This is a genomic window from Halomonas sp. 141 (assembly GCF_002810305.1).
GTDB classification, from domain to species: Bacteria; Pseudomonadota; Gammaproteobacteria; order Pseudomonadales; family Halomonadaceae; genus Vreelandella; species Vreelandella stevensii.
Genome location: NZ_PINZ01000044.1, coordinates 1 through 25,955, shown reverse-complemented (window position 1 = coordinate 25,955; position 25,955 = coordinate 1). Strand labels below are relative to the sequence as shown.

General features: G+C 60.8%; 21 protein-coding genes and 1 pseudogene. 6 read left to right on the top strand and 16 right to left on the bottom strand.

The genetic code is table 11. From position 1 onward, the window contains the following. The 7 genes from CWI66_RS14770 to CWI66_RS14735 form a co-directional block, all read right to left on the bottom strand. A partial coding sequence (locus CWI66_RS14770; RefSeq protein ID WP_232710767.1) for a DUF6444 domain-containing protein occupies window positions 1-189 on the bottom strand: 189 nt, incomplete at its 3' end. Window positions 190-281: 92 nt separating this feature from the next. Then, window positions 282-1,130: a helix-turn-helix transcriptional regulator gene (locus CWI66_RS14765; protein WP_100732118.1), complete on the bottom strand. Its 849-nt coding sequence runs from the start codon at window positions 1,128-1,130 to the stop codon at window positions 282-284. Window positions 1,131-1,229: 99 nt separating this feature from the next. Then, window positions 1,230-2,408, bottom strand: coding sequence for a Gfo/Idh/MocA family oxidoreductase (locus tag CWI66_RS14760; RefSeq protein WP_332868379.1), 1,179 nt, complete (start codon window positions 2,406-2,408; stop codon window positions 1,230-1,232). A 10-nt stretch (window positions 2,409-2,418) separates the two neighbouring features. Then, on the bottom strand, window positions 2,419-3,354 hold the full coding sequence (locus tag CWI66_RS14755) for a TIM barrel protein (RefSeq protein WP_100732116.1): 936 nt from the start codon (window positions 3,352-3,354) through the stop codon (window positions 2,419-2,421). Window positions 3,355-3,667: 313 nt separating this feature from the next. Then, complete coding sequence (locus CWI66_RS14745; protein WP_100732114.1) at window positions 3,668-4,600, bottom strand: sugar ABC transporter substrate-binding protein; 933 nt, start codon at window positions 4,598-4,600, stop codon at window positions 3,668-3,670. Window positions 4,601-4,639: 39 nt separating this feature from the next. Then, a complete protein-coding gene (locus CWI66_RS14740; protein WP_100732113.1) occupies window positions 4,640-5,581 on the bottom strand; it encodes a sugar phosphate isomerase/epimerase family protein in 942 nt (313 codons plus the stop codon). 17 nt (window positions 5,582-5,598) lie between these two features. Next, window positions 5,599-6,774, bottom strand: coding sequence for a Gfo/Idh/MocA family protein (locus CWI66_RS14735; RefSeq protein ID WP_100732112.1), 1,176 nt, complete (start codon window positions 6,772-6,774; stop codon window positions 5,599-5,601). Window positions 6,775-6,991: 217 nt separating this feature from the next. Between CWI66_RS14735 and CWI66_RS14730 the strand changes: the two genes are divergently transcribed. Further along, window positions 6,992-8,023: a LacI family DNA-binding transcriptional regulator gene (locus CWI66_RS14730; RefSeq protein ID WP_100732111.1), complete on the top strand. Its 1,032-nt coding sequence runs from the start codon at window positions 6,992-6,994 to the stop codon at window positions 8,021-8,023. Window positions 8,024-8,223: 200 nt separating this feature from the next. Here the strand turns inward: CWI66_RS14730 and CWI66_RS14725 are convergent, their stop codons facing one another. The 8 genes from CWI66_RS14725 to CWI66_RS14690 form a co-directional block, all read right to left on the bottom strand. Continuing rightward, window positions 8,224-9,705, bottom strand: a complete 1,482-nt coding sequence (locus CWI66_RS14725; RefSeq protein WP_100732110.1) for a sugar porter family MFS transporter — start codon at window positions 9,703-9,705, stop codon at window positions 8,224-8,226. Between the two features lie 506 nt (window positions 9,706-10,211). Further along, window positions 10,212-11,714, bottom strand: a complete 1,503-nt coding sequence (locus tag CWI66_RS14720; protein WP_100732109.1) for a CoA-acylating methylmalonate-semialdehyde dehydrogenase — start codon at window positions 11,712-11,714, stop codon at window positions 10,212-10,214. A 28-nt stretch (window positions 11,715-11,742) separates the two neighbouring features. Beyond that, on the bottom strand, window positions 11,743-12,642 hold the full coding sequence (iolE, locus tag CWI66_RS14715; protein ID WP_100732108.1) for a myo-inosose-2 dehydratase: 900 nt from the start codon (window positions 12,640-12,642) through the stop codon (window positions 11,743-11,745). Window positions 12,643-12,680: 38 nt separating this feature from the next. Continuing rightward, a complete protein-coding gene (gene iolD, locus CWI66_RS14710) occupies window positions 12,681-14,531 on the bottom strand; it encodes a 3D-(3,5/4)-trihydroxycyclohexane-1,2-dione acylhydrolase (decyclizing) (protein ID WP_100732119.1) in 1,851 nt (616 codons plus the stop codon). A 33-nt stretch (window positions 14,532-14,564) separates the two neighbouring features. After that, window positions 14,565-16,487 carry a bifunctional 5-dehydro-2-deoxygluconokinase/5-dehydro-2-deoxyphosphogluconate aldolase gene (locus CWI66_RS14705; protein ID WP_100732107.1) on the bottom strand — a complete coding sequence of 641 codons (1,923 nt, stop codon included), beginning with the start codon at window positions 16,485-16,487 and terminating at the stop codon, window positions 14,565-14,567. Window positions 16,488-16,773: 286 nt separating this feature from the next. After that, complete coding sequence (locus CWI66_RS14700; RefSeq protein WP_100732106.1) at window positions 16,774-17,784, bottom strand: Gfo/Idh/MocA family protein; 1,011 nt, start codon at window positions 17,782-17,784, stop codon at window positions 16,774-16,776. A gap of 12 nt (window positions 17,785-17,796) precedes the next feature. Continuing rightward, complete coding sequence (locus CWI66_RS14695) at window positions 17,797-18,672, bottom strand: sugar phosphate isomerase/epimerase family protein (protein ID WP_232710932.1); 876 nt, start codon at window positions 18,670-18,672, stop codon at window positions 17,797-17,799. Between the two features lie 65 nt (window positions 18,673-18,737). Next, window positions 18,738-19,565, bottom strand: coding sequence for a TIM barrel protein (locus CWI66_RS14690; protein WP_100732104.1), 828 nt, complete (start codon window positions 19,563-19,565; stop codon window positions 18,738-18,740). A gap of 356 nt (window positions 19,566-19,921) precedes the next feature. Here CWI66_RS14690 and CWI66_RS14685 point away from each other — a divergent pair, with 356 nt between their 5' ends. The 5 genes from CWI66_RS14685 to CWI66_RS14665 all read left to right on the top strand — a co-directional run bounded on the left by CWI66_RS14685 (window position 19,922) and on the right by CWI66_RS14665 (window position 25,506). Then, window positions 19,922-20,785, top strand: coding sequence for a MurR/RpiR family transcriptional regulator (locus tag CWI66_RS14685; RefSeq protein ID WP_100732103.1), 864 nt, complete (start codon window positions 19,922-19,924; stop codon window positions 20,783-20,785). 65 nt (window positions 20,786-20,850) lie between these two features. After that, window positions 20,851-21,657 carry a 5-deoxy-glucuronate isomerase gene (gene iolB, locus CWI66_RS14680; protein ID WP_100732101.1) on the top strand — a complete coding sequence of 269 codons (807 nt, stop codon included), beginning with the start codon at window positions 20,851-20,853 and terminating at the stop codon, window positions 21,655-21,657. Between the two features lie 262 nt (window positions 21,658-21,919). After that, window positions 21,920-22,837 (top strand): sugar ABC transporter substrate-binding protein, encoded by a 918-nt coding sequence (locus CWI66_RS14675; RefSeq protein WP_100732099.1) that lies wholly within the window; start codon window positions 21,920-21,922, stop codon window positions 22,835-22,837. Window positions 22,838-22,888: 51 nt separating this feature from the next. Further along, complete coding sequence (locus CWI66_RS14670; RefSeq protein WP_100732097.1) at window positions 22,889-24,439, top strand: sugar ABC transporter ATP-binding protein; 1,551 nt, start codon at window positions 22,889-22,891, stop codon at window positions 24,437-24,439. A gap of 38 nt (window positions 24,440-24,477) precedes the next feature. Then, on the top strand, window positions 24,478-25,506 hold the full coding sequence (locus tag CWI66_RS14665) for an ABC transporter permease (protein WP_100732095.1): 1,029 nt from the start codon (window positions 24,478-24,480) through the stop codon (window positions 25,504-25,506). A gap of 221 nt (window positions 25,507-25,727) precedes the next feature. Here the strand turns inward: CWI66_RS14665 and CWI66_RS14660 are convergent. Next, window positions 25,728-25,955: pseudogene (locus CWI66_RS14660) on the bottom strand (IS66 family transposase); the annotation flags it as partial.

The following is a 25,955-nucleotide window of genomic DNA, read 5'->3' as shown; positions in this document are numbered from 1 at the left end:
ATTGGGATCCTGGGACGGTGGCTTGCTGCTGTTGCGGCTACTGGTGGCCAGGCGATCGGCCATGAGCTTGACCAGCAACATCAGCACATCGATGGCCGCACGCAGCGACGGAGAGACCGTCTGGTCTTCCTTGAGCTGCTGTCGGACCCGCTCCAGAGCCTCGTCGACGTTGATATCGCTGATGGTCATGTCACCGCATAGATATGCCGAAGGATTAGGCACACTATGCCAGAAAAATCAGGTGGTTGTCGACAGGCTATCCGCAACCACCTGAATAGTTACTAGCCACTTAAATAGCGCCGACGATAATCGCCGGGCGTCACCCCCACTACCCTCTTGAATGCGGTCGTGAAATAGCTGGCGTGGCGATACCCTACCCGCTCGGCGATCTCGGCGACGCTCAGGTCGGTGGCGATCAGCAGTGACTGAGCCTCGCCGATCCGGCGTCGGATTAAGTAGTAGATTGGTGAGCAGCCTACGGTGGCCTTAAAGCGGTGCGCGAGATGGAAGTGGCTGACCTTGAAGCGCTTGGCGATGGCTTGCAAATCGAGCTCCTCGGAATAGCGCTCGTCTATGTAGCGCCGCACCTCCTGGCCGAGGTCGTAGCCGGGCATGTCGAGGTACGGCTCCGGCCGCTCGAGCAGCCGTCCCACAATCTGTACCAATGCCTGCAGTAGGTGGTGGCATGTCTCGGCGGCACCATCCTGCCCCACCTGATCGTAGAGCAACTGCATCATGCCCTCTAAGGCGTCATGCTGCTCTCCACTGGCTAGGACTGGGCATCCCTGCTCGGACACCAGATAATTGGCCGGCAACCCCCTGAGCTTCAGCCCACGGAAGCCACAACAGTAGGCGGTGATGCCGACCTCAGGCCGGGCAGACTCATCGTGCAGGACACCGCTGTTATAGATAAGCACGTCGCCTTTGTGGGTCTGGTACTCGTGTCCGCCGATGATATGCGTGCCTTGGCCTTCGCGAATGAAGACGATCTCGGTACGGTCGTCATGGCGGTGCATCGCGCGGGGCATTGCGCTCTGGCTGCCCTCGGCCTTGCACATGTAGAGCAGTTCGGCCGGGTGCTCCACTACCAGAGGTCCACGAGTGCTAGGATTCATGAAACGCTGAATCACGCTGCCCCTCCGCAATGGCGACGTTCACATTTCATCTTCGCCTACTCTCGGCGTTACATGCCAGCACGTTGGAGCTTGCCATCGGGCCATTGAGAGTCGTTAGACATAGTCGACCCAGACCGCTCCGGCATCGGCGGATCGCACGCAGTTCTCCACCCATCGCACGCCCTCCACGCCAGCATCGATATCGGGTATCCCTAGCGCCTTGACAGCCTCGATGTCGCCTCGATCCTGTGCTTCCATGGCCAACGCGAAGCGGTAGTAGAGGTTGGACCAGGCCTCAAACAGCCCCTCGGGATGCCCTGCACCGATCCGATCGTCCTCCAGCGCCTGGGGATAGAGGTAGTCCATGCCGCGCTCCAGAATCCGCACCGGTTCTCCCTGGACCTCGTAGCGTAGCTGGTTAGGATGCTCGTCCCACCACTCGACGCTGGCCTGGGAGCCGATGACCCGCACCTTTTGGCCGTGCATGGAGCCGGCATTCACTGCCGAGGTCCAGAGGTGGCCCATGACGCCCCCCTCGTACTCCATCAGCACGTAGGCATTGTCTTCCAGCGGTGCCCTACTCGACACGAAGCTCTGACGTGAACACAGCAATCGCTTGATGCGCAGCTCCGGCAGCATTATTTCGGCGATGTAATAGGGGTGGGTCGCCAGGTCGCCCAGCACATAGCTGGGCCCAGCATGGCGCGGATCGACCCGCCAGCGGGTGCCTGGGTTGTTCTGCTCGACGGCCTCGCTGTGGAAGCCATGGGCAAACTGCATGTGGACCATGCGGATCTCGCCGAGGTCTCCGTTGGCGATCATCTCCCGCGCTTGGCGGATCAACTGATGCCCGGCGTAGCCATAGGTCACGCCGACGATGCGTCGCCGCTCCTGGGCCAGGGCACGAAGTTCCTCGGCCTCATCCACGCTGAAGCAAAGCGGCTTCTCGCAGACCACGTGCAGCCCGGCCTCCAGCGCCGCCTTGCAGATGGCGAAGTGAGTGCTGTTGGGCGTTGCGATGGAAACCGCCTGAATCCCGTCCTTGCGCTTGGCTTCCTCGGCAAACAGCGTCTGGTAGTCAGCGTAGCAACGCTCGGGATCCACCCGCAGCGATTCGCCGAACTCGCGGCCCTGAGCCGGGTCGATGTCAAAGGCACCGGCCACAAGTTGGAAACTGTTGTCGCGCAGCGCCGCACAGCGGTGGCTATAGCCGATCTGGCTGCCGCGGCCGCCGCCCACCATCGCCCAGCGAATCGGGGCTGCAACTTTCAGGTCACCCTGGATCATTGTCATGTCTCCTGTGTTAGAGGCTGGCTTGGAAGCCCTGACGCTTCAGATACTCGAGACTCGCCGTGACATCAGCGAGGCTGCCCTGGGCATCGCGAGGGTCGCGTTCCTGTTCGATGGTGATATAGCCTTGGTAATCGATCTCCTGGAGCAGGCGTTGGATTGCATCGTAATCCACGATGCCTTCGCCGATGGGGCACATCACCCCTTGAGCACAGGCATCGAAGAAATCCACCTGTCGGGCCATGACATCATCGAAGACCGTCGGCTCGATATCCTTGAAGTGCAGGTAGTCCATGCGCGCGGCGTTTTCGCGGATCCAGGTCACGGGATCCATGCCGGAGTAGTAGAGGTGGCCTGTATCCAGGCACAGCCCGGCGGTTTCGTAGGGGATATCCGCCATCAGTCGCAGGATCTCGTCCTCGAACTCGATGTAGCCACCGGCATGTGGATGGATGACGGCGCGAATGCCGTACTCCCTGCTGGCCAGCTCGGCGATGGTGCGGATATGTTCCATCAGTGTGTCCCACTGCGCATCGTCGAGTCGCGGCGCCTTGTCGGGATGTCCCGCGTAGCGGCTGCGCTCGGCGTGCACGTAGTCGATCACCACCAGGTAGGGCGCCGGGTGGTGCTGACCCGGCTCGCGGGGGAGTTCCGGCAGCTGCTTGAGAAAAGCACAGATTTCATGAGTCTGGCGGATTAGGCTGTCACGATTAGCCGGATCAACCAGGTCATCGAAGATGGTTCCGGCAACGACCTTCAGGCCACGCTCATCCAAGGCCTGGCCGAGCCGTGCGCGGTCTAGGGGCAGGTAGCCGTAGGGTCCGAGTTCCAAGCCTTGATAGCCTGCCTGGGCGGCCTCGTCCAAGACCTTCTGCCAAGGCGGCAGATGGGGGTTGTTGACGTCGTCGACACCCCAGCAGCAAGGTGCGCTGGCGATTCGCATGTTCATCTAGGTGACTCCGCTGGCTGTTGTCATTGGTAGCGGGCTCCGGCCCGACCGCCTCCATTACAGCAATTCTGCTGCCAGCCAGATGTCACTTTTTTGCTTTTTTATCTACCAGCCGGAAGAGGCGCTGTCCTTCAAATCGTCTCAATGGCGAGATTTGGTTGATAAGGCGGGGTTGACTCAGGCGCTAGGCTTCATTTTCTTGCGCTTTTAGTAACCTTTAACGCCGTTACCGGTCAGGTCGCCCATCCATGACAAATGCCAGGCCCCGGATTTTCGAATCCGGGGCCTGGTGTCATGGGCAAGGAAAATCGCCTCAGTTGCGCCCGACGTACTCGCCCAGATTATCAGGCGTCACCAGTTCGAAGGGGATCCACACGGCGCTTTCGACTTCCTCACCGTAGATCAGCTGGCGGATCGTATCGATGGCTCCCTCTCCCTGGGCGGCACCGTTTTGGAAGACAGTCACATCGAGCTCCCCAGCTTGCATGGCCGCTAATGCATCCGAGGTGGCATCTATCCCTGCTACTACTACCTGATCTAAATCATAGCTGACACTCTTAAGCGCCTGGATCGCACCGATGGCCATCTCATCGTTATTAGCGATGACCGCATCGAACTCAATGCCCGAGGTCAGCCAGTTGCTCATCAAATCATTAGCCTCAATACGCTGGAAATCTGCATCCTGCTGCTGCACGACCTCCAGCCCGCTGCATTCAGGGGTGGCGATAACGTCATGGATGTCCTGAGTGCGGACCTGAGCAGCGTTGTCACCCAGCGTCCCCATCATGACCAGCACCCGTCCCGTCCCACCCAGCAGGCGGCAGACCTCCTGAGTCTGTAGAGTGCCGGACTCAAGCTCATTGGAGCCCACGAATGCCTGGTTGTCGGGTAGCGAGTCGATATCGAAGGGCTGACGATTGACGTATACCAGAGGGATGCCAGCCTGTTGAGCGGCACGACTCAAAATCTGGGTAGACTCCGAGTGCACCGGATTGACGATAATGCCGTCGACGCCAGAGGCAATGAAGTTCTGCACATGGCTGAGCTGGCGATCGATGTCATTTCGGGCATCCTCGATCTGCACGTCGATTCCCTGCGCTTCAGCAGCCCCCTCGAGGCTCTCGCGAAGGCCAATGATGAATCGTTCGTTAAGGTTGAAGAAACTGACACCAATCTTAAGCTCTTCGGCCAGCGCCGGAGCGCTCATCAAGGCAGCAGCAAGTGGGATCAAGTAACGGCTTTTCATGAGTTTATCCTTTGTAATTATCTTGGATAGCGTTGTGACCTATCGGCTGATAGTCTGCTTGAGCGCATCAATGGATGACTGGATGCCCGCCTCGGTGGACATGGTGAAGTCCTCCATCTCCAGGCTGACCCAGTCGTTGTAGCCCGTCATACGCACCACAGAGAAAAACTCCTTCCACCACAGCAGGTCGTGGCCGGCACCGACAGCGACATAGTTCCAGGCGCGGTTGGCTACGTCGGTGACCTCCCTCAGCTCAAGCAGGCCGTTGACGTCGGCCAACCCGCGCTCGATGCGGGTATCCTTGCCGTGGACATGGTGGATGGCCTCGCCCAGGGCCCGGGCACCGGCGATCGGGCAGGCCCCTTTCCAGAATAGATGTGACGGATCGAGGTTCATGCCGACCATCGGCCCCACTTCGTTACGCAGGCGGAACAGGGTCTCGGGGTTCCACACCAGCATCGCCGAGAAATTCTCCAGTGCGATCTTCTCGACGCCCACTTCTTGGCTGAGATTCACCAGACGATGCCAGTAGGGGAAGGCGCAATCCTCCCACTGGTAGCGGTCGCGTTCGGGCATCTCCTCCGGCCAGCTCTTGGTATAGACCAGCCAGTTCGGCACGCTGTCGCCCGGCGCGGCAGCCGGCAGACCGGACATGGTCACGATCTTCTTGACGCCGATCTCGCCGGCCAGGCGAAAGGTCTGTTCGATCTCCTTGCGGTGACGCTCGCCCAGCGCACCTGGATCGAGCGGGTTGCCCGAGCAGTTGAGGGCGGCAATCTCGAGCCCGCGGGCCTCGATCTCTTTCAGTCTCTGCTTCAGCAAGCCCTTGTCTGCCAGCAATTCATCGGCGCGGAAATGCGGTGCCGGCGACCAGCCGCCACCGGTCATCTCGATGCCCTCGACACCCAGGGCCACGCATTTATCGAGCATCTCGGTAAAGGAGAGGTCGCCCATCACGTCGGTACAAATGGAAAGCTTCATCGTGGTGGTCTCCTGTCTTAGTGGAAATCGACCCAGGCTGAGCCTGCGTCGGCGGAACGGACACAGTTCTCCAGCCAGCGTACCCCTTCGGTACCGGCCGCGATGCCCGGGTAGTGATGGGTCTTCAGGAATGCGTCGTCTCCACGCTGCCTGGCGTCGATGGCCTGGGCGATCCACAGATAGATGTTGGCCCAGCTGTCACCAAGCCCTTCGGTGTGCAGCGCCCCCATGCGATCAATGGCTAGGCTTTCCTCCTCGAGGTAGGGCATGCCATGGTGCAGGGTGCGAGGCGGCTCGCCCTGCACTTCGTAGATCAGTTGGTCGGGATGGGCATCAGTCCACTCGAGTGAGGCGCGGGAGCCCACGAAACGGTAGCGCTGAGACCCCATGTGGCCGGCATTCACCGATGAGACCCACAGACGGCCTCGAGCGCCATTATCGTAGTGGGTCAACACGGTGGCATGGTCCTCGAGCGGCTCGCGGGTGGGAATGAAGGCCTTGCGGTCGCAGAGCAGTTTCTCGATCTTCATGTGCGGCAGCACCACCTCGGAGAGGTAGTAGAGGTGCGTGCCGATATCACCCAGCACGAAGGTGGGGCCGGCGGTCTTCGGGTTGGTGCGCCATTTCACGGCATCGCCCGCGTCCGTATCGTCGCCCGAGTTGAAGCCATGGGTGTATTGCATGTCGACGATACGGATATCGCCCAGCATGCCTTTCTTGACCATGGCGGCCATCTGGTGAACCAGCGGGTGACCGCTGAAGCCGTAGGTGACCCCAACGATCAGCCCCTTGTCCTCGGCCAGTCTCGCCACCTCGTCGCATTCGGCGACGGTAAAGAACAGTGGCTTCTCACAGATCACGTGTAGGCCAGCTTCCAGGCATGCCTTGGTGATCTCGTAGTGGGTGAAATTGGGGGTGGCGATCGACACTACTTCGACGCCGTCGTCACGCTCGGCTTCACCGGTTATGAGATCCTGATAGGTCGCGTAGCAGCGATCCTCGACCATACCCAGTTGGGTGCCGAAGTCGCGTCCGCGTTCTGCGTCCAGGTCGAAAGCGCCGGCTACCAGTTGGTAGGCTGTATTGTCGCGCAAGGCGCCGGTGCGGTGCTTGTAGCCAACCTGGCCGGTGCGGCCGCCGCCCACCATGCCCCAACGCAGGGGGCGTTCGATCGTCTTCTCGCCGTTCAGCATGGCAATGCTCCTCTAGTGAATTGTTTTGATTAGCCTACTTCCAGCCGCCTTCTCGCTTGTTCGCAACACAATGCAACCGGGTGCAAAATGCGGCAAAAAAATTGATGGCTTCATGCCATCAGCGTCAGGCGAGGTTCTATCTGCTAGTATCGGAACAGGTTTTGCACCCGGTTGCACATAGACTAGAATGGAACAAAAATTCCGTCAAGGCGAGATAATGATCAAAAAGTCTAAAGGCATGGAGGAGGCAGGTGGTAATCACAAGGTGACCGCCAGCGATGTAGCTCGACGGGCCGGTGTCTCCAAGTGGACCGTCTCGCGGGCCTTTACCGAGGGCGCCTCCATTTCTCCCAAGTCTCGCGAGAAGGTTCTGCAAGCAGCGGCGGAGCTGGGCTATCGGCCCAATCTGCTGGCCCGCGGCCTGACCAAGCGCCAGACGCGCATCGTGGGTCTGGTCGTGGACGAAATGGATAACCCCAACTTGTTGGGCCTGCTGAAGGAAACCAGTCTGCAGCTGCAGAGGCGGGGCTATATTTCCATGCTGCTCAACATCAGCGAGGAGGACAGGGATGGGGCCGCCATCTCACTCGCTGATCAATTCCAGATCGATGGCCTGATCTTCCTCGGCACCGTGCTGACCGATGAGCTGGTGCATCTGGCCCAGCAGATTCACCATATTCCGCTGATCGTTCTCTATCGCAACAGTGATATTCACCATATCCAGGTCGTTTCGACCGACGGCCATCTCGCGGGACGTGAAGTGGCGGAGGCACTGGTGGAACAGGGGTACCGCCGGATTGGCTACATGGCCGGCCCGCTCAGCGAGTCGACGCAATTGAGACGTCTGGAAGGATTCCGCGATGGCTTGGCCGAACACGGCTTGGCGGTAGAGGAGGTCGTGGAGGCGGGACATTACCAGCAAGGTGCTGGCTTTAACGCATTGAGTCAGTACCTGGCGTCGAGGCCAGTAAACGACCGGGTGGAGGCCCTGTTCTGCGAGAACGATATCCTCGCCATCGGCGCCCTCGACGCCCTTCACGAGAGGGGAGAGGCCGGCAGCATGGGGATCATCGGTTTCGACGATATCGAGCAGGCGGCGTCACCTTGCTACGCTTTGACGACCTATCGGCAGCCCCTGGAACGGCTGGTCGGTGAAGCAGTTCGGCGAATCTGTCTCGAGGAAGAAGTCCCTCGTCGCCATCTGCTGCCAGGAGAGTTGATTCTCCGCAACTCCCATCGCCGGCACTGAGCTGCTGGTCGCCCGCGGATGAAGCGGGGGGCGTCTTGCCCCCCGACTGCTAGGCTCTGTCCGAAAACTGGCTGCGCTCGACCATACGGCGTTAAAAATCAGCTCAAAGTACTCATTTACACCCCGTAAACTCCGTCTTTTCGCTGATTTTTTCCTTGTCTGCCCTTCGCTCGCCGACTTTTCAGACAAAGCCTAGTGGCTCAGCGTGTGGCCCCTGCGATTTCCCTAGTGGCGCCCCGGCGCCTGGCAGCGCCACCCGGGTACTTGGCCATTACATTGTCTTCCATCTCCTCCAGGGCGACCCCGTTGGTTTCCGGCAGGAAGCGGCGGATGAACAGGAAGGCCATCGCCATCAACGCCGCAAACAGCCACATCGGGAAGGCGCCATTGAACTGTTCAGTGAGCCAAGGGTTCTGATTTAAGATCGGGAAGCCTAGGCCAATCAGGAAGTTGCTGATCCACAGCGTGGTGACCGAGAGCGACATGCCGAAGGCCCGCATGCGGTTCGGGAAGATCTCCGACACGATGATCCAGGCACCCAGCGCCCAGGAGAAGGCAAAGAACAGCATGAACACCAGCATGCCGGCCAGCGTCAGATAACCCTGGAGGACGGCGGCATCACCGCTGAGGCCGCCCGAACGATACAGGAAGAAGGAAGTCATCAGCAGACCGACCACGCATCCGACGGTGCCAACCTTGAACAGCGGTACTCGACCTACTCTGTCCATTAACGTCATGCCGAGGATATTGCCTAGCAATTGAACGACGCCAATCCAGATGGTCATGAACATGGCCACCTCGGTATTGCCGGTGACGTCCCCCAGCACCACAGGAGCGAAGTACATCATGACATTGACACCACTGGCCTGCTGAAAGAAGGCAATCATGCAGGCAATGAAGGCAATAAACCAAAATCGGCGATCACGGATCAGTTGACTCTTTCGGTCCGCTTTCAGGCGGCGTACCCGGTCGACCACCAGCGATTCGCGGATATCGGAGAGCACCTGCTTTCCATACTCCTCACCGCCGATACGACTCAGGACCTTCAAAGCTTCTTGATCGCGGCCGACCATGACCAGCCAGCGCGGGGATTCCGGGATAAAGAACACGACGAGGCAGAACAGGATGCAGGGAATGATCTCGGAGCCGATCATGACACGCCACCCCACATCTGTGAGCCAGGCCTCCGTGGCACCTTTAGCAATTAAGTAGTTGACCACGAAGATCACCACCTGACCGAATACAATTGCGATGTTCTGCATGCTGAGGGCACGGCCGCGGAGATTCTTGGGTGAGACCTCGCTCATGTACATCGGCGAGACGGCGGAAGCGATACCAACGGCGATACCGCCGATCAAACGGTAGACGATGAACCAGAAAAAAGTGGTCGCCAAGGCGGCACCGACCGCTGAAATCGTGAAAAGCAGGGCGGCGAGGATCAGCGTCTTCTTGCGTCCCAGCCTTGCGGCGATGGCGCCGGATGCAAATGCACCGATGATGCAGCCGATGGCGACGTTGGACACCGCCCAGCCGGTCTGGAGCGAACTGAGGTCGAAGTAGCGCTGTATCGGACCAATGGCACCCGAGATCACCGCGGTATCGTAGCCGAAAAGCAGACCACCTAATGCCGCGACACCGCAAATGGTCAACAGGTATCGGAGGTTGTATTTATCACTGCCCATATAGTGATTCCCTATTCTGCATATCTCTTATACTTTTTTCGCATGAACGCACTCCTCGGCTGGCTCGTAACAGCGACAGAGGGCGGCATGCACTGAAGCGGAGCTAGAACCCGTGGAGTGCAATTGTGATGCCCTAGCATGGAATTTATATTCCAGTAGAAATAATTTCAAATTAAATATTCTACACTTTGGTATTAATAGATTGAAATCTCTGCCACACCATTGCTCATAAACAACTGGTAGCATTGATTTTTTACAAGAAAAGGAGGGGAAGTATCTCCATCTCGACTGCCGAGCTGAGGGTGGAATCCCCTCCCCAAAGTGAGCACCAGACTTGAGATGGCTACTCCGACTTCTCTGATAAGGCTAAATCACACCAGAGAACCGGCATCATCCTAATATAGGCATAGCCACTGGGTAAGATTCAGGTATCAGGCACGAATCGGTGATGAGGGAAGCACCGAGCCCCTCAGGCCCGGCGCACTCCCGTACTGTGCCTATGCCGTTTAGAGCGTCGGCATGGTGAAGTGGTTGGTCTCCTCCCGGATGCCGCTGGGCCAACGCTGGGTGATGGTCTTCATGCGGGTATAGAAGCGAACGCCGTCTGGGCCATGCATGTGCAGCGGACCAAACAGAGAGCGCTTCCAGCCGCCGAAGCTGTGGAAGGCCATTGGCACGGGGATCGGCACGTTGACGCCCACCATTCCCACCTGGATCTGCTCGCAGAACTGGCGGGCGGCGTCGCCGTCGCGGGTGAAGATGGCGGTGCCATTGCCGTACTCGTGGTTGTTGATCATCTTGACCGCGTCGTCGAAGCTCGCCACGCGGGCGATAGCCAACACCGGGCCGAAGATCTCCTCGCGGTGGATGCGCATGCCCGGCTTGACGCGGTCGAACAGGGTGCCGCCTACGAAATAGCCGTCACCCGAGCCCTCAATAGGAGCCTCGCGGCCGTCCACCACCAACTCGGCGCCCTCCTCCACGCCGGCCTGGATATAGCCACAAACCTTCTCCAGATGCTCCCGGGTGACGAGTGGGCCCATGTCGTTGTCGGGGCCATCCACCAGGCCCGGGCCGACGCGTAGCTTGTCGAGCTCGGCCACCAGCTTCTCGCGCAGACGCTCGGCGGTCTCCTCGCCTACTGGCACAGCGACCGATATCGCCATGCAGCGCTCGCCGGCGGAGCCGTAGGCAGCCCCCATCAGAGCGCCCACAGCCTGGTCGAGATCGGCGTCGGGCATGATCACCATATGGTTCTTGGCGCCACCCAGTGCCTGGACCCGCTTGCCGTGAGCTGAGGCGGTGGCATAGATGTACTCGGCGATCGGCGTGGAACCGACAAAACTCACTGCCTGGACTCGCTCGTCGGTAAGCAGCACGTCCACCGATTCTTTATCACCGTTGACCACGTTGAAGACGCCGTCGGGCAGACCAGCTTCCTGGAGCAGCTCGGCCAGGCGCATCGGCGTAGAGGGATCCTTCTCGGACGGCTTCATGATGAAGGTGTTGCCGCAGGCCAGGGCCACGGGGAACATCCACATCGGCACCATGGCCGGGAAGTTGAACGGCGATATGCCGGCGCAGACGCCCAGCGGCTGCATCAGGGAGTAGCTGTCTACCCCGGTGCCCACGTTGAGGGAGTGCTCGCCCTTCTGCAGATGCGGGATGCCGCAAGCAAACTCGACCACTTCGAGGCCGCGAGTCACCTCGCCCTTGGCGTCAGAGAACACTTTGCCGTGCTCGCTGGCAATCAGTCGCGCCAGTTCATCGGCGTGCTCCTCGACCAGCGCCTTGAACTTGAACAGGATGCGCGCCCGCTTGAGTGGGCTGACCTTGGACCAAGTGACGAAGGCGTCATGGGCGACGCGCACCGCCTCGCGAGTCTCGTCGGCCGAGGAGAGCGCCACCTGCAGGCTCTGCTCGCCGGTCGCGGGGTTGTAGACGGGCGCGGTGCGACCGCTCTGGCTGGCCACGGCCTGGCCATTGATATAGTTGCCCAGAATGCTCATTGGGGCTCCTCTGTTGTCGTGAGTCGGATTATTCGGTGATCTGGAGTCCAGCCTCGGCACAGAAGCGCTTGAGGTTGTCGCAGCCCATGCGCGCATAGGTCAGCGGATGAGCTACCGCGGGGTCCTGCTCGGCCTCGACCACCACCCAGCCCGCGTAGTCGCTCGCCTTGAGGCCCTTGAAGAGCGGCACATAGTCGATGTAGCCATCACCGGGCACGGTGAACATGCCGTTCAGCACGCCATCCAGAAAGCTAAGGTCTCGGTTGCGCACATCGGCCAACACCTCCTGGCGAATGTCCTTGCAGTGCACATGCACGATGCGGTCGGCGTACTTGCGTTGGGCGACAACCGGGTCGCCGCCAGCACCGACGAGGTGGCCGGTATCGAGCAGCAGGCCCACCGAAGGGCGCGTCTCCTCCATCAACCGCTCGATCTCACCCGGCGTCTCGATCACTGTTCCCAGATGGTGGTGATAGGCGACCTGAACGCCCTGCTCGAGGCAGTAGTCGGCCACCTGATTTAGGCGCGGAATCAGGGTCTGCCAACCCTCCTCGCTCAGGCGCGGTGAGTGGGAAAGCGGTGTCTCACGCTCGCCGTGAATGCAGTGGGTCACTTCGCAGAACACCATGACCTTGGCGCCCAATGACTTGAGCAGGTGCAGGTGAGGCTTGAGCGCCTCAACTTCCTCCTCGGCGCTGCGAGTCAAGAGCTCTCCGCTATACCAGCCGGAGACCAGCGACAGGCCGTGATCTGTCAGGATTGGCCCCAGCACCACGGGGTCGCGGGGAAACTTGTGGCCCAGTTCGAATCCGGAGAAGCCGGCCTGCTTACCTTCGGAGAGACAGGTCTCGAGAGGGGTATCGCCGCCTAGCGACGGCATGTCGTCGTTGGTCCAAGTCAGGGGATTGATGCCCAGCCTTACACTCATGATGGACTCCTAAAGGCACTTGTGGTGGTGGTCGAAAGTTAGATGTTCTGGAACTGGCGGGCCTTGTAGGCCTCGTAGCGCTTGCGGGCCTCGTTGACCTCGGGGCGCTCCGAGACTTCGGGCACCGCCACGTCCCACCAGGCTCCACCGTCTTGGGTGTCGTTCAGGGCATCCGTGTCGAGGGCGATCACATAGCTGATATCGGAGGCCTTGGCGCGCTCCAGGGCCGCCTCCAGCTCCTGGATGTTGCCCACCTGCTCAGCCTTCGCCCCGAGCGATGCCGCATGGGCGGCGAAGTCGGTCTTGGGCGCGCCCTCCTCCACTGTCAGGCAGTCGTCGAGCAGGTTGTTGAAGCCGGGGCCACCGCAGAACTGCTGCAGGCGATGGATACAGCCGTAGCCGCGATTGTCGAGCACCACAGCGATGATCTTGTGGCCCAGCATCACCGAGGTGGCGATCTCGGAATTGAGCATCAGGTAAGAGCCGTCGCCCACCATGACGAAGACCTCGGAGTCGGGCATCGCCATCTTGGCGCCCAGCCCGCCGGCCAGCTCGTAGCCCATGCAGGAGAAGCCATACTCCATGTGGTAACCGCGGTGGAAGCGGGTGCGCCACAGCTTCTGTAGCTCACCGGGCAGCCCGCCGGCGGCACACACCACGATGTCGCGCTCACCAGCGGCGCGGTTCACCGCCCCCACCACCTCGGCGTCGCAGGGCAGGTTGGTGCCACGGTCGGCGGTGACTCGCTCGACGGTGCGGTTCCAGTCGGCGCGCAGCTCGGCGGTCTGCTCAATCCAGGCGCCCTCGGGCCGCCAGCCATCGAGGCCAGAGGTGAGCTCCGGCAGGGTCAACTTCGCATCACCCACCAAGGCCTGGCCCTTGTGTTTGATCGCATCGAAGGAAGCGACGTTGATGGAGAGCAGTCTGGCCTCTGAGTTGATCAGGGCCCGGGATCCGGAGGCGAAATCGCCCAAACGTGTGCCCACGGCGATGATCAGATCAGCCTCAGCGGCCAGCGCATTGGCCGCCGCGCCACCTGTGACGCCGATGGTGCCCAGATTCTGCTCGTGGTCCCAGGGCAGCGCGCCCTTGCCGGCCTGGGTCTCGCCCACCGGCAGGTGGTAGGCAGAAACGAAGACATCGAACTCGGGTAGGGCGTCGGCGTAGTGGGTGCCGCCGCCGGCGATCACCAGCGGCCTCTTCGCCTGACGGATCAGGGCAATAGCATCCTCGAGCTCCCGGCGGTCGGCAGCCTGGCGACGCGGGCGATGCACTTTCTCGTCGAAGAAGTGCATGGGATAGTCGTAGGCGAAGGTCTGGATGTCCTGGGGCAGTGCCAGAGTCACCGGGCCACACTCCACCGGATCGGTGAGCACCCGAACCGCCTGGGGCAGCGAGGTGAGCAGTTGCTCCGGGCGGGTGATGCGGTCGAAGAAGCGACTCACCGGCTTGAAGCAGTCGTTGGAGGTCAGGGTGTGGTCGTGGAAGTTCTCGACCTGCTGCAGTACCGGGTCAGGCAGGCGGGTGGCGAAGGTGTCCCCCGGCAGGAAGAGCACCGGCAGACGATTGACGTGGGCCACGGCGGCGGCGGTGACCATGTTGGTGGAGCCCGGCCCCGCCGAGGCCGTGCAGGCCATCACCTGGCGCCGGTTCAGTGTCTTGGCATAGGCGATGGCGGCGTGAGCCATGCCCTGCTCGTTGTGAGCCCGGTAAGTGGGCAGGGTCTCACGGGCTTGGTAGAGAGCCTCACCGAGACCGGCCACATTGCCATGGCCGAAGATCGCCCAGACCCCAGGAAAGAGAGGCTGGATCTCGCCGTCGAGTTCGACCTTCTGGGCCATCATGTAGCGGACGACGGCCTGGGCCATGGTGAGTCGAATGGTATTCATGGTCATTTGCCCTTGATCAGGAGTGCATAAGGGTCAGGCAGCGGCACGCTGACGCGCCTGCCAGGTTTCCACCAGTGCGAGGTAGTTGGCCACCACGGCTTCTATCAGCTGCTCGTCATCGAAGTCGCCACGCAGCCAGCGGCGGCTTGGCTCGCCGAATATGGTACGACCCACCGCAAAGCCCTTGCAGGCATCGGCACCAGCGCTGTCGAGAATGCCCTGCTTGAGCTCCTCGCTAGGCGCATCAAGGCCCAGCATCACCACGCCGCGACAGTGGGGAGAGCGCGCCGCCAGCAGGTCGCCGATCCGCCGCCAGGCGACCGGGGTCTGGGGCGGCAGCTTCCACCAGTCGGGCTGCACCCCCAGGTTGTAGATGCGCTGCATGGTCTTGAGGTAGGTGTCGTCGTTACTGATCTTGTCGCGCGGCGGAATGATCTCCAACAGCAGCTCGTGCCCCGAGGCGCAGCAGGCCCGATAGAGCTCCAGCAACTGTCGCTCCTGGGCGCACCGAAGCTCTACCTGATCCTCCGGGTGATAGAACACCAGGCACTTGACGATATGTTCGCGCGGCCAGCTCTTCAGGCGCGAGCCGATATCGCGCCCACCCTCCAACTCGATGGGCCGGGAACTCGGCAGCTCGACCGGGCGACCGATCCACCAGCCGCGCCCGGTGACGTCGTTGAGTGCATCCTGGCCGTAGGTGTCGTCTATCAGCACGCCCACCTGGCTCGCGCCCAGCTGCTGGCTGCCGCGCTCGGTGGCCTGGACCAGCAGGCGCTTGAGGTTGGGGATACGCGAGGGGTCGGCGCCCGCCTCCCGGGCCATGTCGAAGAGCTGCTTGCGGTGATCGAAGGCCAGGATGCACAGGTCGTTCCACTCGGTGGCGGTGCGCTGGGTGGTGACCCGGTGCAGGTAGTTGAGCCGCGCGTCCAGGTCCGGGCGCGGGATCGACTCGGCCCGGGACAGGTAGTCGTCGAGCTCCTCGGCGCTGGGAATGGCCGGGGCGCAGCCGTGGCGGGAGACCACCAGGGCGCCGCAGGCATTGGCATAGGCACAGCTGCGCTCGTGGGACTCTCCATTCAGCCAGCCGCGCAGGAAGCCGCTCATGAAGGCGTCGCCGGCCCCCAGCACATTGAGCACGTCCACCCGCACCCCGGTATGCACCTCGAAGTCGGCCTCGCTGTCGGGGATGGCGCCGTCCAGCACAGTGCAACCCTGGGCGCCAAGCTTGAGCACGATGGTGGCATCGCTGAGCTCACGGATCCGCTTCAGGGCGGCAATGGTATCGGTGCTGCCGCCGGCAATATGCACCTCCTCCTCTGTGCCCACCACCAGGTCCAGGTCCGGCAGGATGCTCTGCAGATGGCGGCTGACCCCCGCGTCGGAGATAAAGCGGGTCTCACCGTCGCCCAGGGTGGTCAGGCCCCACAGCACCGGGCGATAGTCGATGTCGAGGATCACCTTGGTGCCGGCCGCCTTGGCGTACTCGATGGCGGTCTTGCTGGCCTGATAGGTCTGCTCGGTGGAAAAGTGGGTGCCGGTGATCAGCAGCGCCCGGCTCGAGGCGATGAACCTCGGGCTAAAATCATTGGCATCGATGGCCATGTCGGCGCAGTCATGGCGGTAGAAGATCAGCGGGAAGGTGTCGCGATCCTTGATACCCAGTATCACCAGGCCGGTGAGGCGCTTCTGGTCGGTCACCACATGGCTGGTGTCGACCCCGGCCCGCGCCAGCTCCTCGCGCACGAAGCGTCCCATATGCTCGTCGCCCACCCGGGTCAGCATGGCGGATTTGAGGCCCATGCGGGCGGTGCCGTAGGCGATATTGGCTGAGGAGCCGCCGAGGTACTTGGCGAAGCCGCCCATGTCCTCCAGGCGGCTGCCAATCTGCTCGCCATAGAGGTCGACGGCGGCACGCCCCAGGCAGATCAGATCGAGGGTCTTGGTATCATTCATGGGCTCGCATCCTAGGCTTGGCCAGTCCCGAGCCCTGCTATCTCGGCTCGGCGGTCGTTGATGGTTGAAGATGCCGGTCTGTATATTCCAGTTTAAAGCCATTTTAGAACATGAATTCCATATTCTCAACGAATGGAAAGAATGATTCATTCTTCTTTAGTCGTATGGCTGCTTTAATAGGCTCCCATCACACAGACCTCTCCGACTAAACGAGGCCCGTTGGCCAAACAAGTAACAGCCCCGGTCCCTGCCGGGGCCGGGGCTGCGCAGCAGCGGTAATGAGGTTTCAGGAGTAGAAGGCTGGCCGCTCGGGCATCTCGATGAGTTCGATGGCGCCGTTCTCTTGGGCCTTGACGCAGACGTCCCCGGCGATCGCCGCGGCATAACCGTCCCAGGAAGAGGGCCCACCGATGCTGCCGGCGGCCACGCCGTCGATAAAGGCCTGAAGTTCCACGTCGAAGGCCTCGCTGAAACGTTTCTTCCAATCATGGAGGATCTCGCTACTCAGCCGGCCAGCCTGGCGAAACTGCAGGCTCTGTGGTTCGGGCAGGCGGGCGACGCCCTCCTCGCCAACCACGTCGCACTGGATGTCATAGCCATAGCGACAGTTGACGAACACCTCCACGTCGATACGCACGCCCTTGACGGTCTCCAGCATGACGATCTGCGGGTCGGCGACCTGGCTATGTGCATGACGGGTTTTGCGCGGGAAGACCACCTGAGCGCTTTTGTAGTCGTCGTCAAGCAGCCAACGAAAGGTATCCAGCTCGTGAATCAGGGTGTCGTGGATCGCCATGGGGGTGATATAGCGTTCCGGCACCTCGGGGTTACGGTGGGCGGCGTGCACCATCAGCACCTCGCCCAACTGACCGCCATCAATGGCCTCCTTCATCATCCGGTAGCCGCTATCGTAGCGGCGCATAAAGCCCACCTGCACCTGCCGGCGGCCGGCCTCGATCTCCGCATCGATGATGTTGCGGCAGCCCTCGGCGGTAGTGGCCAGTGGCTTTTCGCAGAACACGAACTTGCCAGCCGCGATGGCCGCCAGCACATACTCTTCGTGGGTTGGCCCCCAGGAGGTGACCAGCACGGCATCCACATCCTCGGCGGCAATCAGCGCCTGGCCATCCTCGTAGACGCGGGCGGAGAGTCCCAGGCGGTCGACCACGGCCCGGGCCTGCTCCAGGTTGACGTCGGTGACGGCGACGATCTCGCCGCCGGTAAGCTGCTGGGTGATGCGGCGGGCGTGCTCCTCGCCGATCATCCCGGTGCCGATGACTCCGATTCTGACGGTCATGATGTGGTCCTTTTACTGGTTCCAGTACTTGTCGACGTAACGCTGAATTTCCTGACGCATAAAGCGGGATGACTCCACGGCTCGCTCCTCCCAGCCGAAGACACAGCTGGAGAGCACCCCGTCGAAGCCGACCTCGTGCAGGGTCTTGAAGAAGACGTCCCAGTCGATCTCGCCCTGGCCAATATCCAGGTGCTGATGGACGCGGGCCTCGGAGCCCGGCGGGTTGACGATGTAGCGCAGCTCGGAGGAAGCCTTGTGGTTGAAGGTGTCAGCAACCCGGGCATGGACCAGTTGACCTTTGGTGGCGCGGATGGTCTCGGCCAGATCGTCACCGTAATAGAAGCAGTGCGGTGCGATGTAGGAGCACTTCACCGCCGGGGAGTCGATGGTTTTGATGATCTCTATCGCCGGATCCATGGTCTCGACCCAGTCTTCCGGGTGAGGCTCAACGCTCAGCGTCAGGCCCTCGCGCTCGAGGAGCGGCACCAGCACGTCCATGGAGCGCCAGAAGGCGTTCTCGCAGGCCTCCGGGGTGTGAATGCCCTGACGGTCGGCCTGGGACCGCTCCACGGAGCCTCCGCGGCCGAACTCCGAGATCAGGGTGTCGCACTCTAGCTCCACGGCCACCTCGATGATGCGCTTCCAGTTGTCCATGGCCATTTCCCACTCGTCGCGGTAGGGGCTGGACCACCGGTACATGGGCTGCATGGTGGCCAGGCCCACGTCGTGCTCACGCATCGCCTTCTTGAAGGCCTGCACGGCGGCTGGATAGGTGCGCGGCCGGGTCCACCAGACCATGAAGTCCGGGCGTGGCGACAGCTCGATGTAGTCGTATCCCAGCTCCTTAGTCAGGCGGCAGGTCTCCGGCAGAGACAGATGGCGATGCATATGGGGATCGAGGGCGATCTTCATGATGGCGTCCTCCTGGTGGAAGGGTGTTGTGATATGTAGGCTCAGCGTGTCAGGCCGGCACGAATGAAGGCCATGCTCTGCTGAAGGGCCTCAACGGGATCCTTCAGGGCGTGAACCTCCTCGGCGAAGGGTTCGAAGGAGACGTACCCCTCATAGCCATCGACAAGCAGTCGGCTGAGCTGTCCCACATTGTCGAGGCGGTCATGCTCACCGACCAGCAGGCGATGCGGATCCAGCATGTCGTCAAAGCCGAGCGCCGGGTCCTCCACGCCGGAGATGTGCACCAGGCCGGTTTGCCCGGCGAAGAGTGCAGTCTCTCCGGCACCTTGGTGGTGGAAGGTGTCGTGGACCAGGCCGAAGCGCTTCTCCAGTCCCAGCGACTGGATCGCCGCCACCGCTTCGGCCTTGGTGCGAAGCGAAGAGATGGGGAAGCCCAGGGGCTCGACGAAGCCCTGGAGGCTATAGCGGCCCAAGATGGCATCCAGCGCGGTGAGCGACTTTTCTAGCCCAGCTCGTTTCTCCTCGGAAGTGGCGGAAAAATCGGCATCCACTAACGGGCAAAGCACAAGGCCACGTCCGCCCGCGGCATCCACCAGCTGAGCCAGCTCATCCGCCTTGGCCGCACGCTCCTCGTTCCAGATATTGAAGGGATAGAGCGCGTTGATGCTGAGCACCTCGATGCCCAGCTCTCGAGCACGCTGCCCGGCGGCACGCGCGGACTCGAGGTCGAGGATACTGTTCTCGCCCACGTCGTTGCGCAGCTCCACGGCGCCCAGCCCCATCTCGGCGGCGACCTCGATCAGCTGCTGCGGAGTCCAGCGAGGGCAGACCATATGATTGAGAGCGAATTTCACGTCGTATTGAGCCACGGCGGCCTCCAGTGAATGGCTTGGTTGTTGTCGTCCGCCTGAAAGATAGAATATACATTCTATGAAATCAACAAACTGAATTTTCCATCTCAGGCAAGCCACTCACCCAACCCTACCGCCGTATGCACTCAACATCAGGGGGTTAGATCCCAACCAGGCAAAGCGGGGCCAGCCTCTCTACGACCAAAGATGCAGACCTCTATCTCAGGTCATGTCGTCACATACGGTGCTGGAACTATGGGGCCCTCATTCTAGACTATCGTTTGAATGGAATTTTCATTCCCATTCTGCTAGGGTAACGTCAGTCATGTGACACGACACCCGAACGCTGGCCAGTTATCAGCAAGGCGGACACCATGAATGAAACACCCCAGGACTTTACTTCGCTGGAAACACGCATCACTGCCGACTACCCGTCGCTGAGCCGTCGACTGCAGCAGACCGCGCGCTTCCTTCTCGATCATCCCCAGGAGGTCGCCTTCGCCACGGTGGCAAAGCTGGCCGAGCAGGCAGGCGTCACACCCTCGACCCTGATTCGCTTCGCCAACAACTTCGGCTTCAAGGGCTTCTCGGAGATGCAGCAGCTTTTCCGCGCCCGCCTGGTGGACGAACTGCCCAACTACACCGAGCGGATTCGTGCGGTACGCACCGCCACCGGTGAGACGCCCGACAGCAGCCAGTTGCTTTGGGAGTTCGCAGAAGCCAACAGAGACGTACTGGATCAGCTTCCCGCTCGCACCGATCTGCGTAGCCTAGAGCGCGCGCTGGATCTCTTCGAAGCGGCAGAGATCGTGCATGTCATGGGCGCCCGACGCAGCTTCGTGGTGGCCAGCTACATGGCCTACGCCCTGCAGCACGTAGAGAAACGCACCCACTTGGTCAGCGGCCTGGGCGGCATGCACCTCGAGCAGCTCAAGTCCATGGGCAGTCGCGATGCGCTTATGGTGGTGAGCTTCTCGCCCTATGCCCAGGAATCACGAGAAGCGGCGGAAGAGGCTTCCAGGCGAAGCATTCCTCTGGTGGTTATCACCGACTCCAATCTAAGCCCACTGGCCAGGTTGGCCGACGTCTCGCTGGTGGTGCATGAGGCGGAGGTCAAGAGCTTCCGAGGCCTGACCGCTTCACTCTGTCTGACCCAGACCCTGGCCATCGCCCTGGGCGTTCGTCAGGACAGGGCACGAGACGGGGACGATCAGGAAGACTCCCCCGCAGTTCGCTGAACGACATCAGGGCGTGTCTACCACGCCCCCATCTCCCACTCGCAAGCTTTCAGGAGGGCATTCCCATGACCTCACTTCTCGTTCGTCCCCAGCAACCCGATCCGCAGGGCAAGGTGCTGGAAGTCACCCCGGAATCGGCCGGCTGGGAGCATGTTGGATTCCGCGTCCACAAGCTGACCTGTGGTCAGCGCCTCGAAGCCAATACCGAGAACCGCGAGCACTGCCTGGTACTGCTCACAGGCCGCGCCACTGTGACCAGCGGCGAGCACCGCTGGGAAGACATCGGTGAGCGTCTCGACATCTTCGAGAAGATCCCACCATATGCCGTCTACCTGCCAAATGGCGTGAACTACAGCGTCGAGGCCACTACCGACATGGAACTGGCGGTTTGTAGTGCCCCTGGCCAGGGCAACCATTCGCCGCGCCTGATTGTCCCCAACCAGGTCAAGCGCAGCACACGCGGCAGCGGCACCAATACTCGCCATATTCAGGACATCCTGCCGGAGACCGAGCCGGCGGACAGTTTGCTGGTGGTAGAGGTCTACACCCCAGCCGGCAACTGGTCCAGCTACCCCCCCCACAAACATGACGTGGACAATCTTCCCGAGGAGTCGATCCTTGAGGAGACCTACTATCACCGCATCGCCCCCTCCCAGGGCTTCGCTTTCCAGCGGGTCTACACCGACGACCGCTCCCTGGACGAGACCATGGCGGTAGAGAACGGCTGCTGCGTGATGGTACCCCGCGGCTATCACCCGGTAGGCGCTGCCCACGGCTATGAGCTCTACTACCTCAACGTAATGGCCGGCCCCAAACGTGCCTGGAAATTCCAAAACGACCCAGCCCATGAGTGGATCGCCAACCAACAGTAAGCTGGCTTCTTCCATCACACATCTCGATAGTCGCGTGCCTGACGTCTCTTCACCCCGCCTCGGCGGGGTTTTTTTGCCTGCCTGGGAGCGTCTCAACCCAAAAATTGGAATATTCGTTCCGATTATACCAAAGTATAGAATATTTTTTTTGCATTCCATCCGATTAGAATCTAAATTCCATTAAAGGCTTCCGATGGAATTCTGATGCCTTCCCACCAGTTCGACTGGCAATAACCACAACGACATCAATGGAGAATGCCTAATGAAACGTCTACTGCTTGGCGCCGCCCTCTTCACCGCTTGCACCACCACCGCCATGGCCCAAACCATCGGCGTATCTGTGGCCTACTTCGATGACAACTTTCTCACCAGCATGCGCAATGCCATGCAGGCCGAGGCTGAGGCCCAAGGTTGGAGCATCCAGTTCCTCGACGCCCAAGGCGATATCGGCCGTCAGCTTAGCCAAACCGAGAGCCTCGCCGCTCAGGGGGTTGATGCCATCATCATCAACCCGGTGGACACCGCCGCAACCGGCATGATGACCGGCGTCGCCGTCACCAGTGGCATCCCTTTGGTTTATGTCAACCGCGAGCCTGAAGGCAACGACCTCGAGCATGATGGCGTCGCCTTTGTTGGCTCAGAGCAGAAAGTGGCCGGAGAGCTGCAAATGGAAGCATTGGCCGAGATGATAGGCGGAGAAGGACGTGTCGCTATCATGCTAGGTGAGCTCTCCTCGAGCGCAACTCATCAGCGTACTGAAGGCGTGGAGGAAGTCGCAGCCAAGTACCCGGGAATCGAGATCATCGAGAAACAGCCTGCCGACTACCAACGCACCAACGCCATCGACCTGATGAACAACTGGATAGTCGGTGGCCAGCAGATCGACGCCATTGCGGCGAACAACGACGAAATGGCACTAGGCGCGCTGATCGCCATGCGCCAGTCGGGTATCCCCGCCGATGAGATTCTGGTTGGCGGCATAGATGCCACGCGGGATGCTCTGGACTCTCTGCAGCGGGGCGAGCTGGCCGCCAGTGTCTTCCAAGATCCGATTGGTCAAGGCGGTGGCGCAGTCAAGGTGGCCATCGCCCTGGCCAACGGAGAAAACGTCGAGAGCATCAACATGGTGCCCTTCCAATTGGTCACTCGTGACAACCTCGAAGAGTTCCTCACCGACTAATGGTCTCGGGTCCGTGAGATAGCGGACCCTCATCGCCTCAGGAGTCCCCCCATGGCTACGATGACTGCCGAAGACCTGACCCCAGACGTCGGCGACTACCTGCTCGAGGTAGTCGATGCTCGCAAGACCTTTCCTGGCGTAGTCGCGCTGGACAACGTCCAGCTCAAGATTCGCCCAGGGACAGTACACGCCCTGATGGGCGAAAACGGCGCGGGCAAGTCCACCCTTATGAAGATCATCGCCGGCGTCTATATCCCCGACCAAGGCGAAGTGCGCCTGCACGGCAAGCCGCTTACTCTCAACGGCCCCCTGGATGCCCTAGAAGCCGGCATCGCCATGATCCATCAGGAGCTTAACCTGATGCCGTTCATGACCATCGCAGAGAACATCTGGATCCGCCGCGAACCGCTCACACCCTTCGGTCTTGTCGATCACACCAGGATGAACCAGATGACCGAGACCCTGTTCGAGCGCCTGGGCATCGACATGGATCCGGAAACTGAAGTACGCCACCTCACTGTGGCCGGACGCCAGATGATCGAGATCGCCAAGGCGGTCTCCTATGAATCCGACGTGCTGATCATGGATGAGCCTACCTCGGCACTCACCGACCGGGAAGTGGAACATCTGTTCCGTATCATCAACGATCTGCGCGCCCAGGGTAAGGGCATCATCTATATCACCCACAAGATGGATGAGGTCTTCTCGATCGCCGACGACATCTCGGTGTTCCGGGACGGTCAGTTCATCCACGCCGCTCCCGCCAGCGAGCTGACCTCCGAAAAGATCATCCAACTGATGGTCGGCCGTGAGGTCACTCAGATGTTTCCCAAAGAAGAGGTGCCCATCGGCGATGTGGTGCTCGCCGTCAAGGATCTAGCGCTGGATGGCGTCTTCGAGCAGATCAGCTTCGAGCTCCGCGCAGGTGAGATTCTCGGCATTGCCGGACTGGTCGGCTCGGGGCGCACGAACGTGGCCGAAACCCTGTTCGGCGTCACCCCGGCCACCGGCGGCACCATCGCCATCGACGGACAGGAAACTACTATCACCTCTCCTCACCAGGCGATGCTGCGTGGCCTGGCGCTGCTCACCGAGGATCGCAAGGAAACCGGCCTGTTCCTGGGCCTCTCGGTCATCGAGAACATGGAGATGGCCGTACTTCGCGACGGCTACACCAAGGGACCCTTCGTCGAGCAGGGTCGCCTCGATCACGAGTGCGACAGCATGAATAAGCTGCTGCGAGTCAAGACTCCCAGCCTCGACGAGCGAATCGGCAATCTCTCCGGCGGCAACCAGCAGAAGGTACTTATCGGACGCTGGTTGATGACCAGTCCACGCATCCTGATCCTCGACGAACCCACCCGCGGTATCGACGTCGGCGCCAAGGCCGAGATCCACAAGCTGATCAGCAAGCTCGCTGGCCAGGGCGTGGCCGTCATCATGATCTCCTCGGAACTCCCTGAGGTACTGGGCATGAGCGACCGCATCATGGTGATGCACGAGGGTAAGGTCACCGGCGTGCTCGACCGAGGAGAGGCCAATCAGGTGAACATCATGGAGCTCGCCTCCGCCCCGGTACAGCCGCCGGTCGTGCATGAATGAGCCCCTCCCGACACGAACCACACAAAGGTAGAACTACAATGGCTACGTCCACCGAAAGCACCCAGCACTTCGAGGTACCAAAGAAGCGCAAGAAAAAGCTACCGACCGAAGTTAGCATCTTTCTGGTCTTAATCGGTATCGCCTTACTATTTGAAGTTCTTGGCTGGGCAATACGCGGCGACTCCTTCCTGATGAACCCGCGGCGTCTTCTGATCATGATCCTGCAGGTTTCGATCATCGGAATCATCGCCATCGGGGTCACTCAGGTGATTATCACCGGCGGCATCGACCTCTCCTCGGGCTCGGTCCTGGCACTGACTGCCATGGTCACGGCCAGTTTCGCTCAGCAGTCTGACTATCTGCGTGCCGTTTACCCGGCCCTCACCGATCTTCCTTGGTTCATACCCTTGGTCGTCGGTCTTTTGGTCGGAGCATTGGCAGGTTTAGTCAATGGTGCTCTGATCGCCTTCGCCGTCATACCTCCCTTTATCGCCACCCTCGGCATGATGGTAAGCGCCCGCGGCATGGCCCGAGCCTACACTGATGGTCAACCCGTCAGCATGCTCAGCGACCAGTTCACTTGGATCGGTTCCGGAGCCAACCCAGTTATCATTTTCCTTGCAGTGGCCGTGTTTTTCCATATAGCCCTTAAATACACACGCTACGGTAAATACACCTATGCCATCGGCGCTAATCCTCAGGCGGCTCGCGTCTCCGGCATCAATGTTCGCCGCCACTTGGTACTGGTCTACACCATTGCTGGCCTGCTAGCCGGCCTGGCGGGCGTCGTCGCTGCGGCTCGCGCCGGTACCGGCCAAGCTGGCATGGGTTTGATGTACGAACTCGACGCCATCGCCGCCGCCGTTATCGGTGGCACCAGCCTAGCCGGTGGCGTCGGGCGTATTGCAGGCACCGTAATCGGCGCCATGATCCTCGGAGTGATGCTCAGCGGCTTTACTTTCCTCGGCGTCGATGCCTACTACCAGGACATCGTCAAGGGCGCCATCATCGTGGCCGCCGTGGTGATCGATCAGTACCGGCAGCGAAAACGTAATAAGACTGTTTGAGCCTCCGGGCTTCTTCCGAACGTCTCCGGAAGAAGCCCCCCGATTTTCTCACTAACCCGTGACAGGCCCTACACCTGTCGCCAGGAGTTCCTGCGTCTATCAGTTGCTAGTTCAAGTAGGCGCCAGACTCACCAGCTTCTCTCTAAACACAACTCATCTCGACTCATCACACCACACTCTTAACCGACTAACAAAATCGCTAAAGGCTATCCATGACGTAACTATTCAGCACCGGTTGGCTGAGTCGGGGCTTCTTGCTGCATGAAGGCTGGCACCTCCCCCGCAAACAGTTGCTCCAGTGCGGTATGCGCCGCTACCCCTTGCTTGACGGCGGTCGAGAGAAAGCTACGCATGCGGCAGAAGATCTCAGCACCCTCCCAGGAGCGGAAACAGCCCGAGATTTTCTGCTGGACCTTGGTCATTCGCAGATCGCGCTCCCCCTGGTTGTT